Below are 13,360 nucleotides of genomic sequence, written 5' to 3' on the forward strand. Positions count from 1 at the left end.
TTATTATTGTACGTCTGTAAGTGTTATTGTAAAATCAAGTATTGAATTTGCTGGAACCAAAGATGAGGGTGATTGTGTTCCATAAGCGTAATAAGACGGTATGATCAATCTGATTTTACCCCCTTTTTGTATTTTTTGAATCCCAAACTGCCATCCTAAAATAACATTTCCAAGTTTAAAAGAGATTGGAGTTCCTTTGGAGCTATCGAAAATAGTACCGTTTAATAATCTACCTTCATAATCTGCAGTAATGACCGTTGAATTTAGATAACTTACGTTACCTGTCCCAGGAGTTATAATCTGATAAAAAATACCACTTGCATCTTTTGTTGCCGGGATATTATTAGTCTTTACAAAAGCACTTATTGCAGCGGTATCCGTTTTAAATTGAGGCGTAGGATCGTAAGAATCATCAATAGACACATTTTTCTTACAAGCTGCAAAGCATCCTGCCAGGCATAGCAATAAAATAATATGTTTAAACTTAACCATCATCCGCAAAAATAAGCTTTTAATACGGATGCTACAATTTTTAACCTATTTTAACAATTTTAAAAAGTATAAAGACCAAAGAAGTATTTTCAAAAAATTGATAATCCAAATTTTCTTTGAATTCTTTGGTCTTTAATCTTATTGTGTATTAGACAGCTGTATGGTAAAATCTAATACCGAATTACCTGGAATAGAACCTACGGCTCCGCTTCCATACCCTAAACCTGGTGGAACAATTAACCTGATTTCACCACCTTTTTGGATTTTAGGAATGCCTATTCTCCAGCCTTGTATTAATTCTGCCAGATTAAAGGTCTGTTCTTTGCCGCCGCCATTATCAAATACACTTCCATCTAATAACCTGCCTTCGTATTTAATGGTGATTTTAGTATTGCTGGGATAAGTAAAAGAACCCGAACCAGGTTTAATGATCTGATAATATAAGCCAGAGTTATCTCTAACGGCATTGATATTATTTTGTTTGATGAAATCAGTAATCTGTTTTTCAGGATCCTCATCTTTTTTACAAGATGAAACTATAGCTACACATAAAAAGAGTATGGTGAGGAATCTAAATTTAATCATGCGCAAAAATAGGATTTAATATCATAAAGCTAAAGGCTTATTATTTTTTCAACTTCTGTCATGCTGAGGCACGAAGCATCTGTTTAATCGCTTGCAGATGCTTCGTACCTCAGCATGACAGCATATTATGGATTCTGCAAGAAAAAGGATAACGTTTCAGTCAGAGCTAATTGTCAGCATTCGTGGTACTATTAACCCGAATCTCCAAAGCCAAGCACAAAAAAAGGTTTAGCGCTTGAGTAATGCACCCAAACCCTAAACCTTAAGCCCTACACCCTAAACCTACCTTAAAAAATATATTTATTTGCTTCAATAAGCTGTTGTGCAACTCTTTGACGGGCATCTTTAACATTAAACGGCTCTACTTTTGTAAACCGGCGCAAGCCAACCAACATCATCCGTTGCTCATCACCTTCGGCAAAAGCCCAAAGTGCTTCTTTACCTGCTTTGGCAATACCGTCAACCGCTTCTACTAAATAAATTCTTAATAGATCCAATTGGCCTGCAACTGCTTCCTCTCCACGGGTACTTGCTAATTTTTCTGTTCTCAATAGTGCAGATTCTAGCACATAAACATAACTGGCCATATCGGCAATGTTCATTAAAATTTCCTGCTCTTTGCTTAAGGTCATCATCAATTTTTGAACCGCAGCACCAGCCACCATTAAAGTTGCTTTTTTCAAATTCGAGAGTACTTTTTTCTCTGCAGCAAATAAGGTGGTATCTTCTTCACCAAAATCAGGGATGCTCATCAATTCGGCTGCTACGGCAGTGGCTGGCGTCATTAAATCCAATTCGCCTTTCATCGCGCGTTTCAGCATCATGTCAACGGTCAACAAACGGTTAATTTCGTTTGTACCTTCGAAAATCCGGTTAATACGGGCATCGCGATAAGCCCTATCCATTGGCGCGTCGGCACTAAATCCCATTCCACCGTAAATCTGTACACCTTCGTCTACTGTGTAGTCTAATGCTTCAGAGCCCCATACTTTTAAAATGGCACACTCTACCGCAAATTGCTCTACAGATTTCAGCCTTGCTTTGCCAGATTCCATTCCACCTGCAACCAATTGATCGTAAGTATCATCAATATTCTGTCCGGCACGATAGTTTGCTGAATCAACAGCATAAAGTTTAGCCGCAATTTCTGCAATTTTGAAACGAATGGCCCCATATTTAGAAATTGGGCGGCCAAACTGGATCCTTTCATTCGAATAATTAATCGCTGTATTTAAAGTTGCTTTTGAAGCACCGATAGCAGCCGCAGATAATTTGATACGGCCAATGTTTAAAATATTTACCGCGATTTTAAATCCATTTTCCCTGTCACTCAACATATTCTCAACAGGTACAGGGCAATCATTAAAGAAAACCTGACGGGTTGAAGATCCTTTGATCCCCATTTTGTGCTCTTCCGGATTCATGGTGATGCCACCGAAATCTTTCTCCACAATAAATGCAGTTAAGTTTTTATCGTCATCAATTTTCGCGAAAACGATAAAAATATCGGCAAAACCACCATTGGTAATCCACATTTTCTGTCCCGTGATGATATAATGTTTACCATCATCGCTCAGTTTGGCCTTTGTTTTACCAGAGTTTGCATCCGAACCCGAGTTTGGCTCAGTTAAGCAGTAAGCTGCCTTCCATTCGCCCGAACCCAGCTTAGGGATATATTTTGCTTTCTGTTCTTCGTTACCATAATATAGAATCGGCAAAGTGCCTATGCCTGTATGTGCGGAAAGTGCTACAGCAAAAGAGTGTCCGGCCCCTACCACATCTGCAACCAGCATAGAAGTATTGAAGTTTTTACCAAAACCGCCGTACTCTTCCGGTACTGAAACGCCAAGAATACCCAATTCGCCAGCTTTGGTTAAAAGTGTTGGCATCAATTCAGGATCTTCCTGTTTATCAATTTTATCTAAATTGGGATAAACCTCAGCCGCCAGAAAATCGCGACAGGTTTGTGCAATCATCTGCTGCTCTTCATCAAATTCTTCAGGAATAAATACTTCCTGATAAGTGGTATCCTTAATTAAGAATTCACCGCCTTTAATTGTCTTTTTTTCAGTTGTTTCCATTTTAATAGTATCTAGTAGCGAGTATCAAGTATCAAGACTGGGCTCAAAAACCGGATGTCGCTGGGTTTAAGTATTCAGTAGCGAGTATCAGCTATCAAGACAGGGCTCGAAAAACTGGGTGTCGCTAGGTTTAAGTATCTATTAGCGAGTATCAGGTATCGAGACAGGGATCGAAACTGGATGTCGCTGGGTTTAAGTATTCAGTAGCGAGTATCAGGTATCAAGCTCGAAACTGGAATCTTGATACTCGATACTCAAATCTTGATACTTTCTTCATATTTTAATACTCCTATCCATAGCATAAACCATTTTTTGAATCTCAGTAGTTTTCTCAATCAAATCGGCTGACAATTCATCATCTAGTAATTCAAGTCGATTTGAAATAATCAATTGTGTCTCTAATTCAAAAACTGAACCCTGGCTCATGTTCAAAAAATATTTGAATTGAGCACCACTTCCTCTGCCAGAACCCTCAGCTATATTCGAAGGAATTGATACCGAACATCTTTTCATTTGCGAAATCAATCCAAATCTTTCTTCATTCGGCAAGAGCGACGTCGCTTTATAAACTTCAACAGCTAAGTCGATTGATTTTTTCCAAACTTTTAATTCTTTAAAATTGTGCATATTTATTAGTATTAGTGACTGAGTAATATGTTGGGATGATTTATTAACTGGTTTATTCACCTTGCTATTAAATCTTGATACTACATACTCATATCTCGATACTATCTAAAAAAGTTCAAATATCCCCGCCGCACCCTGTCCGGTTCCTACGCACATGGTTACCATTCCGTATTTTTTATTTTGTCTTTTTAGTTCATTCATAATCTGCACGGTCAGTTTTGCACCGGTACAGCCCAGCGGATGCCCCAATGCAATTGCACCACCGTTTACATTAATTACATCAGGATTTAAATCCAATGTTCTGATTACAGCTAATGATTGTGAGGCAAAAGCTTCATTCAGTTCGATTAAATCGATATCTTCTTTTTTCAGACCTGCTTGTTTTAATGCCTTTGGAATCGCCTCAATTGGGCCAATACCCATGATGCGTGGCGGAACACCTGCGACACCATAACTTACCAACCTGGCAATAGGCTCAGCATTCAATTCCTTCATTTTCTTTTCAGAAACCACCAGCACAAAGGCTGCTCCATCAGATGTTTGCGATGAATTACCCGCGGTTACACTTCCAACTGCATCGAATACAGGTTTCAGTTTCGCCAGCTTTTCTAAAGTAGTATCAGCACGCGGACCTTCATCGGTATCAACCACGTAAGAACGGGTTTTCTTTTTCAGGTTGGCATCCAGGTAATTTTCGTTCACCGTAATTGGCAAAACGCCATCTTTTAAATGACCGTTTTTAATGGCATGAATAGCTTTCTCATGAGATTTTAACGAAAATGCATCCTGATCTTCACGACTCACATTATATTCTTTAGCAACAGCCTCAGCGGTTAAGCCCATGCCCCAATACCAGTCTGGATTGTTTTTTGCAACCTCTGCATTAGGCACCAGTTTCCAGCCACCGAAAGGCATTCCGCTCATTACCTCAACGCCACCTGCAATGATACAATCGGCCATGCCAGCCTTAATTTTAGCAACTGCAGTGGCAATGGTATCTAAACCCGATGCACAATAGCGGTTCACCGTAACACCAGGAACTTTATCGGTATCTAAACCCATCAACGAGATCATACGGCCAATATTTAAGCCTTGCTCTGCCTCTGGTGTAGCGTTACCTACTATTACATCATCAATCTGTTCGTTATCTAAATTCGGAACTGATGCCACTAAAGCCCTGATTACCTCTGCGGCTAAATCATCAGCTCTTGTAAAACGGAATACGCCACGGGGTGCTTTGCCCACTGCTGTACGATATCCGGCTATAATATATGCTTCCATTGTTTAGTATCTAGTAGTTAGAATCAAGTATCGAGACTTAATTCTAGCATTATTATTTTATTTGTTATTTACTATGAGTAATTTTTTTCGACAATCGTATCTTGATACTTGATACTCTTATCTTGATACTGATATCTCAACATTTACCTCACTAATTCCTCAACGGTTTCCCTTTTGTAATAATACTTTGAATCCTTTCCAAACTCTTCCTTTCACCAGCAAGTGATAGAAAAGCTTCTCTTTCCAGGTCCAATAAATATTGCTCGGTTACTTCCGTTGGAGCCGATAAATCGCCACCGCACATGACATAACCTAATTTTTCGGATATTTTCTTATCATGCTCAGAAATAAAATGCCCGGCGTACATGCTATTTGCACCAGCATACACAATTCCAAGGCCTTGCTTTCCTAATACTTTAATATCATTCCGTTGTACAGGTTTCGTATAACCAGCATCGGCAAGTTCTATCGCTTTAGCTTTTGCATCGGCCAGTAAACGGTTCCGGTTCATCGAGATCGAGAATTTATCTTTCTGCAGATAACCCAGTTCGTAGGCTTCGTAACCTGAAGTGGAAACTTTGGCCATACCGATGGTTAGAAAGCGATCTTTCAAGGCATTTTGCACAATCTGATCGTCTTTAAATTCATCAGAAGCACGCAAAGCAAATTCTTTTGTTCCGCCACCACCAGGGATAACGCCCACACCAAATTCAACCAAACCCATATAAGTTTCGGCCGATAGCTGTACATGATCGGCATGTAAGCTAAACTCGCAACCACCGCCTAAGGTTAAATTATGTGGCGCCACCACAACCGGAATAGAAGAATAACGAATACGCATTGACGTATTCTGGAACGTTCTGATCGCCATGTTCAATTCATCCCACTCCTGCTCCACCGCCATCATAAAAATCATTCCCACATTTGCTCCGGCAGAAAAATTTGCACCATCGTTACCGATAACCAAACCGCGGTAATCTTTCTCGGCCATATCAATCGCTTTATTGATACCAGAAATTACATCACCGCCAATGGTATTCATTTTGGTGTGGAATTCTACATTCAGAATGCCATCGCCCAGATCAATAATGGAAACACCTGAGTTTTTCCAAAGCGTTTTATTTTCACGGAGGTTATCTAAAATGATAAACTCGTCGGTTCCCGGTAAAGCTTTATAACCTTTAGAAGGGATATCGTAATATTTTTTGACGCCGTTTTCTACTTTATAGAATGAAGTATTTCCAGCATCGAGCATTTCGTGTACCCAAGCCGCAGCTTTATTGCCATATTGCTCCATTCTTTCGATGGCTTCTTTCACGCCAACGGCATCCCAAAGTTCGAAGGGGCCAAGTTCCCAGCCAAAACCTGCTCGCATGGCATCGTCAATACGATACAATTCATCAGAAATTTCAGGGATTCTGTCTGATACATATTCAAATAAACCGAAAGAAGAATGACGGAACAATTCACCCGCCTTATCTTTTCCTTTGGCAAAAATCTTCATACGATCACGAAGGTTCTCCACCGGCTTGGTCATTTCTAAAGTCGCCGATTTTACTTTTTGTTGAGGCTTATATTCCAGGGTTTTTAAATCTAATGCCAGGATTTCGGTTTTACCGTCAGCAGATTTGGTCTTTTTATAAAAACCTTGTTTAGTTTTATCGCCCAGCCATTTGTTCTCTTCCATTTTTTGCACGTATACAGGAAGTTTAAACAAATCGTGTGCTGTATCATCCGGACAGTTATCATAAAGCCCCTTAGCCACTTTGATCATGGTATCTAAACCTACCACGTCAGACGTACGGAAAGTAGCCGATTTTGGTCTGCCCAATGCTGGCCCTGTAAATTTATCAACCTCTTCTACTGTCAGATCCAGTTTTTCAACCAGATGTAACAATGCCATGATGGAATAAACCCCCACACGGTTGGCAATAAAGGCTGGCGTATCCTTACATAAAACAGTTGTTTTACCTAAAAACTTATCACCATAATGCATCAGGAAATCTACAATTTCCGGTTGCGTATGTGGCGTTGGAATAACCTCCAATAATTTTAAATAGCGGGGCGGATTGAAAAAGTGTGTTCCGCAGAAATGCGATTTAAAATCTTCACTTCTTCCCTCAGCCATTAAATGGATAGGAATACCAGAAGTATTTGAAGTGATTAAAGTACCTGGTTTACGGAATTGCTCTACCTGTTCGAAAACTTTTTTCTTGATATCAAGATTTTCTACAACAACTTCAATTACCCAATCGTAACCTGCAATCTTCGACATATCATCGTCGAAGTTTCCAGTCTTGATCTTATTTAATGCTTTTTTGGTATAAACCGGTGATGGATTTGTTTTTACAGCCGTTTGCAAAGCTGTATTTACGATCCGGTTTTTTACAATTGGATTATCCAGTGTTAATCCTTTTGCCTGTTCTTCAGGGCTCAAATCTTTAGGGGCAATATCCAATAGCAAAACCTCAACACCAATATTGGCGAAGTGGCATGCAATACGCGACCCCATAATACCCGACCCTAAAACTGCAACTTTATTAATGCTTCGTTTCATTATCTATTTGCTTTTCATTAATCTGATAGAACCATTTTATGTAGTTACCTACCAAACAGATTTGATTATTATAATTTATTAATCTACAGTATAGGCTACTGTGATATCATTTAGTTTAATGAGCAGGTTAATAAAAGTTTCTTTTTCTTTTTTCGAGAAATGCTCATCAAGATATTCATTAAATTTTCGCACAACCCCCTTGGCCAGCTGCTTTTTCTCTTTACCAAAATCAGTTAGAAAAACCTTTACCGAACGTTTATCACCTGCAGATGTTTCACGGTAAATGAGGTTAGCCTCTTCCATGTTATTTAACATACGCGATAAACTGGTTGCCTTAACGCCAAGCAAGCCGGCTAAATTAGAAACCGCAGTTCCTTCAGCATCATCTATATTAATAAGCATATAACCAATGGCTTGGGTAATCCCAAAACCAGATGCCATTTGATTGTACTTATTAAACATATTTTGCCAGGCAAACTTAACATGGTAATCTATGGTTTGTTGTTGTTTCATTTTCACTAATTTATTATGCTTGCATAACAAAGCTAATGAATGTATTTTGTTAATGCAATAGAAAAATTCAAAATATTTGTCAAATTTTTCTTATTATAGTCATACACAAAATGAAAACACATTATATGTTAAAAATGAAACAAACACTCTTGTTTAGTCTATTCATATTATGGGCTACAATTTGCCGAAGCCAGGTATCTTATTTCGGAAAAGCCCTATTCAATAGCCAAAAATTAGAAGTTTTCAAAAAAACAACCACCTTATTTACTTTGCAGTATGCTGATTACGCTGAGCTGGCAAAATTTGACCAGGCCATTAAAAAAAACTGGACAATTACACCATATAAAATTATTAAGCCCGAAGAGCTGGCCCGTTATGATACGCTTGCAAATTATTCAGTTTTTTATTTCGATGCTTATGCAGAGGAGTCAGACAGTATATCCAACGTGAATATAATTTATGCACTGAAATTATTAACGCCATCTAAAAAGCCCAGGGTAAAGGAAGAAAGTATATTGGCAACAGTTGCGCTTTTTGCTGATCCTAACACCAATCTGCTGGTCAGAACGCAAGACCAACAATATGGGAGCAAAAAAAGTATAAAAAATAATATTTTATCATATTTCTATAACAAGTCTAGTTTTTTCAATTGGTCGCCAGGCTTTTTAACCGGTTATTTAAAACAGATTAATGATGGATTGCTCGCAAATGAAAACTGTAGTATCGATTATCAATTTTACAATAAAGTACGCTTGCCTGAATTGGCAAAGGAAACACTTTATATACCAGAATATATTAAGGAAGTGTTTTCTTCAAGATTAACACTTTTACCACCTTCAGGTATTATTGCTGAACCTTATAATTACAAACTTAAATTTATACCGTACAAAGAGCTTGATAGTTTAATTCTGAATAAAACTGCCAGTGTTAAATATGTAGTTTACACACAGCGATCCAGCGATAAAATAATCAGTGTTTACGATAGCAAAGACGATAAAATTATTTATCAGCGCTTTTACCCCCAATCGCCAAATTTTGAGATGAATGATTTAAGCGAGATTAAAAAGGTAATTGTTTCGCTTAAATAAGTTGAGTTTGAACAAAATCTATTTTGCTGTCATTCTGAAGGCAGTAAAGAATCCCTGGCAGAGAACCACTTGTCTTACAATCGCACAAGGCCATTTCACAAAGCCTGCATAACAAAGCTCCTTCACTGCGTTCAGGACCACAATTTATATAAATGATCAACTAAGCACACGAGACTAACAAAACAGATTTCAATTTTGAAAAGACTAATAGTATTTTGAACCAAGGGCTTGTAAAAGCAAGATGGTTCTCATTTAAAACCTTAAACCATCAAGAGATATTTTGCAAATATTTAAGCACTTCTTCCCGTTTACGGCTGGAAACCGGAATTTGGCTATTATTATACATTTGCAAAAAGCCTTCCCGAAAATATTTCTTTACATAATTAAAGTTAATGAGGTAAGATTGATGGCACCGAACAAAACCCATTGGCAATAACATCAGTTCGTACTCCTTTAATCCTTTAGAAACCAGTATTTCGCGTTTATCTTTTAAATAGAAAGTGGTGTAACCTTTATCGCTTTGGCAGTACATAATATCTTCTATTAAAACAATTTCTATATATTCTAAACTTTTTAAAGCGATACGCTTGCTATTATTTATACCGTTTTCTAAATAATGGCTACGGGCTATCTGCAGTTGTTGCCTGTTAAATAGTTCCTGCTCGCGGTAATGATAGCATTTTTTTAACGCTACAGCTAAAGCATCATCCTCAATAGGTTTTAGCAGGTAGGCGAAAGCGCCTAAATTAAGCGCCTGTATGGCATATTGATCATAAGCTGTAAGAAATACAAGCTGAAAATCTTCAATATCAATATTATTAAACAGGGTAAAGCTATCACCGTCTTTAAGCCTGATATCGGCCAAAACTATATCTGGCTTTAAAAGCGGAATTTCTTTTGATGCTTCTGCAACATAGGCTGAGTGGCCAACGACCTGAAGAAAACTGATTTTTTGCAACATTTGCAACAAGTGCTGCAATATGAGTACCTCATCTTCAAGAATATAAAGTTTCATCTCGTTTTTAATCATATACCGCTGGAATAGTTATCTGGACTTTTACACCTTTATCGTTATTTATTTTTTTATCTACAATTGCAAAATTAGCCTGTTGGCAGTCTAGCTTAAACAATGCCTGTAATCTTTGTTTTAATATGACCTGTGCCAACGAGGTTTTACCTGACTGCAATTTGCCTTTGCTGGTAATGCCGCTTCCATTATCGTCTACCGTAATTAATAATTGTCCATTGGCCAATTTAAACTGAATTTTCAGCATACCTTTATACTGGATATCCCTAAAACCGTGCTCAATGGCATTTTCTATAAAAGGCTGCACCAGCATAGGTGGAATAAGTGTTAATTCCGCATCAAGTTCATCAGCTACAATCTCATAATCAAAAAGATGGTGATAACGCATTTGCTGTAGCTGCATATAATTGTGCAATGATGCAATTTCTTCATCTATAGGTATAAAATCTCTACGGCTTTGCTCCAGCACATTGCGCAGCAACTTAGAGAAAAAAGAAAGATAACGTACTGATTCAGAAGTATCGCCCGATGCGATAAGGCTTTGCAGATTGGCTATGGCATTGAAAACAAAATGTGGATTTAATTGTGCCTGCAACAATTTTTGTTCGATGTTTAGCCTTTCGTTTTCGCTGCGCAATAATTTGTTTTTCTCTTTTAAACTCCGCTGTCTATATATAGTATAAATTAATGCAATTGTTCCTAAGAACACAATAAGAACTGAGAAAATCAGCCATTTTTGCTGGCGGATAATACTTTCGCTAAGTTGGTTTTTACTTTTTAAAACCGCAATATCCTGGTCTTTTTTTCCTGCTTCATATTTTTCGTGCAATTCTTGGATTTTAACAACATCAATAGCTTTTAAATCTTCTATTTCTATCGCATGGGCCTTAAGGGCAACATTAAATGCTTGCTTATAATCGCCCTTCATGGCATAGGCATCAATTAATCCCTTGTACAAATAACTTTTCTGCTTTTCGGGATTGTTACTTTTAGCCAGCTCCAGACCTTTTTTAAAATAAAATATGGCGCTATCTGACTGATTGACATTTAAATAGCTTTTTGCCAGATTATTGAAGGCAACATCATGTAGCATATTTATCTTAGCTAAATAATTAAAATAGATTTTACTACTTTTCAAAGCGTTGCGGTAATCTTTTTGCAAGGCATAAATCTGCGTTTCGTTATCATACGTACGTGCCAGGGCCATGCTATCGAGAATAGCTTTAGCCAAAAGGCGAGCTTTGGCGTTGTAACCGGACATCTTTTTATAATCCTGAAGCCTGGATGCCAACAAAAAACAAATATCGTAATAGCGTTGCTTAACTACCCTGTGCCATTTGTGCGGATGGTGTTGGTAGTAAAGTTCCGAATAATAAAGTGCTTGTTTATTGTTTTCGTTTTGGTAGTAAGCTTTTGCCAGTAAATCGTAATACTTGTAAACCAGTTTGCTCTTTTTACGTTCGGCTATTTGCGTGGCAGCAACAATCTGGTTCATTAATACAGCCTCTACCATTATGCCGTTATTTATAGAATGGTCAACTATGCTACAAGTTTTAAGCAAATCAATATCATCCCATTTTTTTTTGATTTTCATTTTTTTGTAGGCAATTATGGCGCTATCTGTTTTTCTTTCTAATTCATAAGCTCTTGCTTTAAAATAATGATAAAATGGGTTGGTATTGTAGTTCGCATCCTGTTTAAAAACATTTTCTTCTTTTAGGATAATGGCCGTTTTGCCCTTACCGGTTGGCAGGGTATCCAAGTCGAATATTTTCTGCAGGTAATCCTTTTCTGTAACAGTATTAACCTGTTGGTTTTTAATATCGCTTTTCGGCGTTTTTTTTGGCCCGCAGGATGAGACAATGCATAGGGAAATTATAGAAACAGCAATATTTATTTTTAAGCTCATTATTTTTTTAGCTAAGCGGAAAAAGCATTTAATGTAAAACTTTTTTAAAAGTAACAATAGATAACGGATTAGAAACTACCGGTAAATATTCGTTGGGCTTAATTTGATATCCGTAGTTAAACAATCAATATCATAAATGATGAGTTTAATTATTTCGAATATGAGATGAAACACTACGAATATTTGCACTTAACATTCGGATATGGGTTTGGGGTTTGGGCTGATATTTTTTTCACTTATCATCGTATATGCAAATTGCTGATTAGCATAGCCCAAATGCCAGGGTAAGTTGGCGAAATTGATTATCTACTTAAATTTCAACAAAATGAAAACTAACAAAGGTTTATTAGAAAAAAGAATTGATTTAAGCAATTGCCAAATCAATGGCGGAAGATCAGGTGAGACACATGTTCTAACATCTACCGCAACACAAGCTGGTGATTGTCCGGATTGTACTACTCTGAATGCAAATGATAAAGATGTGGCACTACCAGATTACTTAAACTATAGCTTACAATAAAAGCGTGCTAAAACATTAATTTTTAACATGAAACTGCCCTACGATATATCAACCTCCATTAATATTACTTGTGGCGCATATAAAGCAATAACATACAATTACCCAAACGCCAGGGCAAGTTGGCGAATATGATTAACAATTTAAATTTTAACAAAATGAAAACGAACAAAGGTTTATTAGAAAAAAGAATTGATTTAAGCAATTGCCAAATCAATGGCGGAAGATTAATGGAAGAAACTCAAAAGGTAAGTTCATGTAGCACCAGCAGCGGCGGTTGTTCAGATACAGCATACACTACTACTACTGATAAGGACAAATGGCTATCGAGCTGTACAGATGTTTCATGCCCTTAATAAAAATATGATTTGCCCATAAGAATAGTGTAAAATACAATTAAATTAAAAAAGTATTAAATTAAAAATATCATTATCATGAAAATTAAGAATGGTTTACTAGAAAAAAGAATTGATTTAAAAAACAGCCAAATCAATGGTGGAAAATCGATGGGCACTACATATAGTTACTGTGCAACGCGAACTGGTACTGATGACTGTCCTGATCATCAAAATACGCAGTATGATGATAAAGGAAATGTACTATCTAGTGGGACACACCAATTATATGAAAACTGTTGGTAAGTTGATGAGTACTATAGTGGGTATATATCAGTAGTTGTAAGC

13 protein-coding genes are annotated in these 13,360 nt (G+C 37.3%); 4 read left to right on the top strand and 9 right to left on the bottom strand.

Annotated features, from left to right (window positions below; genetic code table 11):
• Positions 1 to 3 precede the first annotated feature (3 nt).
• The 7 genes from BCL90_RS10575 to BCL90_RS10605 all read right to left on the bottom strand — a co-directional run bounded on the left by BCL90_RS10575 (position 4) and on the right by BCL90_RS10605 (position 8,136).
• Positions 4 to 495, bottom strand: a complete 492-nt coding sequence (locus BCL90_RS10575; RefSeq protein WP_244094996.1) for an FKBP-type peptidyl-prolyl cis-trans isomerase — start codon at positions 493 to 495, stop codon at positions 4 to 6.
• Between the two features lie 135 nt (positions 496 to 630).
• Entirely contained in the window at positions 631 to 1,077 is a 447-nt protein-coding gene (locus BCL90_RS10580) for an FKBP-type peptidyl-prolyl cis-trans isomerase (protein ID WP_121283944.1), read from the bottom strand.
• A gap of 287 nt (positions 1,078 to 1,364) precedes the next feature.
• Positions 1,365 to 3,158, bottom strand: coding sequence for an acyl-CoA dehydrogenase family protein (locus BCL90_RS10585; protein WP_121283945.1), 1,794 nt, complete (start codon positions 3,156 to 3,158; stop codon positions 1,365 to 1,367).
• A gap of 273 nt (positions 3,159 to 3,431) precedes the next feature.
• Positions 3,432 to 3,785, bottom strand: coding sequence for a four helix bundle protein (locus tag BCL90_RS10590; RefSeq protein WP_121283946.1), 354 nt, complete (start codon positions 3,783 to 3,785; stop codon positions 3,432 to 3,434).
• Positions 3,786 to 3,890: 105 nt separating this feature from the next.
• The gene (locus tag BCL90_RS10595) at positions 3,891 to 5,066 is read right to left on the bottom strand and encodes an acetyl-CoA C-acyltransferase (protein ID WP_121283947.1); all 1,176 of its coding nucleotides are present in this window, start codon (positions 5,064 to 5,066) and stop codon (positions 3,891 to 3,893) included.
• 151 nt (positions 5,067 to 5,217) lie between these two features.
• A complete protein-coding gene (locus BCL90_RS10600) occupies positions 5,218 to 7,623 on the bottom strand; it encodes a 3-hydroxyacyl-CoA dehydrogenase/enoyl-CoA hydratase family protein (RefSeq protein ID WP_208529789.1) in 2,406 nt (801 codons plus the stop codon).
• A gap of 78 nt (positions 7,624 to 7,701) precedes the next feature.
• The gene (locus BCL90_RS10605) at positions 7,702 to 8,136 is read right to left on the bottom strand and encodes a MarR family winged helix-turn-helix transcriptional regulator (protein ID WP_029277114.1); all 435 of its coding nucleotides are present in this window, start codon (positions 8,134 to 8,136) and stop codon (positions 7,702 to 7,704) included.
• Positions 8,137 to 8,270: 134 nt separating this feature from the next.
• Here BCL90_RS10605 and BCL90_RS10610 point away from each other — a divergent pair, with 134 nt between their 5' ends.
• The gene (locus BCL90_RS10610) at positions 8,271 to 9,224 is read left to right on the top strand and encodes a hypothetical protein (RefSeq protein WP_134380441.1); all 954 of its coding nucleotides are present in this window, start codon (positions 8,271 to 8,273) and stop codon (positions 9,222 to 9,224) included.
• A gap of 268 nt (positions 9,225 to 9,492) precedes the next feature.
• On the opposite strand, the gene BCL90_RS10615 is transcribed toward BCL90_RS10610, so the two are convergent.
• Positions 9,493 to 10,254 carry a LytR/AlgR family response regulator transcription factor gene (locus tag BCL90_RS10615; RefSeq protein ID WP_244094995.1) on the bottom strand — a complete coding sequence of 254 codons (762 nt, stop codon included), beginning with the start codon at positions 10,252 to 10,254 and terminating at the stop codon, positions 9,493 to 9,495.
• Positions 10,247 to 12,160: a histidine kinase gene (locus BCL90_RS10620; protein WP_121283950.1), complete on the bottom strand. Its 1,914-nt coding sequence runs from the start codon at positions 12,158 to 12,160 to the stop codon at positions 10,247 to 10,249. The genes BCL90_RS10615 and BCL90_RS10620 overlap by 8 nt, the downstream gene beginning before the upstream one ends.
• 325 nt (positions 12,161 to 12,485) lie before the next feature.
• Here BCL90_RS10620 and BCL90_RS10625 point away from each other — a divergent pair, with 325 nt between their 5' ends.
• The 3 genes from BCL90_RS10625 (at position 12,486) to BCL90_RS10635 (ending at position 13,318) form a co-directional block, all read left to right on the top strand.
• Complete coding sequence (locus BCL90_RS10625; RefSeq protein WP_134380438.1) at positions 12,486 to 12,680, top strand: hypothetical protein; 195 nt, start codon at positions 12,486 to 12,488, stop codon at positions 12,678 to 12,680.
• 155 nt (positions 12,681 to 12,835) lie between these two features.
• Positions 12,836 to 13,033: a hypothetical protein gene (locus BCL90_RS10630; RefSeq protein WP_134380435.1), complete on the top strand. Its 198-nt coding sequence runs from the start codon at positions 12,836 to 12,838 to the stop codon at positions 13,031 to 13,033.
• 78 nt (positions 13,034 to 13,111) lie between these two features.
• Positions 13,112 to 13,318 carry a hypothetical protein gene (locus BCL90_RS10635; RefSeq protein WP_134380432.1) on the top strand — a complete coding sequence of 69 codons (207 nt, stop codon included), beginning with the start codon at positions 13,112 to 13,114 and terminating at the stop codon, positions 13,316 to 13,318.
• The last annotated feature ends 42 nt before the right edge of the window (positions 13,319 to 13,360 follow it).

Origin of the sequence: Pedobacter alluvionis, assembly GCF_003664035.1 — a bacterium.
Lineage (GTDB): Bacteria > Bacteroidota > Bacteroidia > Sphingobacteriales > Sphingobacteriaceae > Pedobacter > Pedobacter alluvionis.

Coding starts and splice junctions, on each gene's coding strand:
- BCL90_RS10615 (WP_244094995.1), bottom strand. CDS start 10,254: ATGATTAAAAACGAGATGAAACTTTATATTCTTGAAGATGAGGTACTC.
- BCL90_RS10575 (WP_244094996.1), bottom strand. CDS start 495: ATGATGGTTAAGTTTAAACATATTATTTTATTGCTATGCCTGGCAGGA.
- BCL90_RS10635 (WP_134380432.1), top strand. CDS start 13,112: ATGAAAATTAAGAATGGTTTACTAGAAAAAAGAATTGATTTAAAAAAC.
- BCL90_RS10630 (WP_134380435.1), top strand. CDS start 12,836: ATGAAAACGAACAAAGGTTTATTAGAAAAAAGAATTGATTTAAGCAAT.
- BCL90_RS10590 (WP_121283946.1), bottom strand. CDS start 3,785: ATGCACAATTTTAAAGAATTAAAAGTTTGGAAAAAATCAATCGACTTA.
- BCL90_RS10610 (WP_134380441.1), top strand. CDS start 8,271: ATGAAACAAACACTCTTGTTTAGTCTATTCATATTATGGGCTACAATT.
- BCL90_RS10620 (WP_121283950.1), bottom strand. CDS start 12,160: ATGAGCTTAAAAATAAATATTGCTGTTTCTATAATTTCCCTATGCATT.
- BCL90_RS10595 (WP_121283947.1), bottom strand. CDS start 5,066: ATGGAAGCATATATTATAGCCGGATATCGTACAGCAGTGGGCAAAGCA.
- BCL90_RS10580 (WP_121283944.1), bottom strand. CDS start 1,077: ATGATTAAATTTAGATTCCTCACCATACTCTTTTTATGTGTAGCTATA.
- BCL90_RS10605 (WP_029277114.1), bottom strand. CDS start 8,136: ATGAAACAACAACAAACCATAGATTACCATGTTAAGTTTGCCTGGCAA.
- BCL90_RS10625 (WP_134380438.1), top strand. CDS start 12,486: ATGAAAACTAACAAAGGTTTATTAGAAAAAAGAATTGATTTAAGCAAT.
- BCL90_RS10600 (WP_208529789.1), bottom strand. CDS start 7,623: ATGAAACGAAGCATTAATAAAGTTGCAGTTTTAGGGTCGGGTATTATG.
- BCL90_RS10585 (WP_121283945.1), bottom strand. CDS start 3,158: ATGGAAACAACTGAAAAAAAGACAATTAAAGGCGGTGAATTCTTAATT.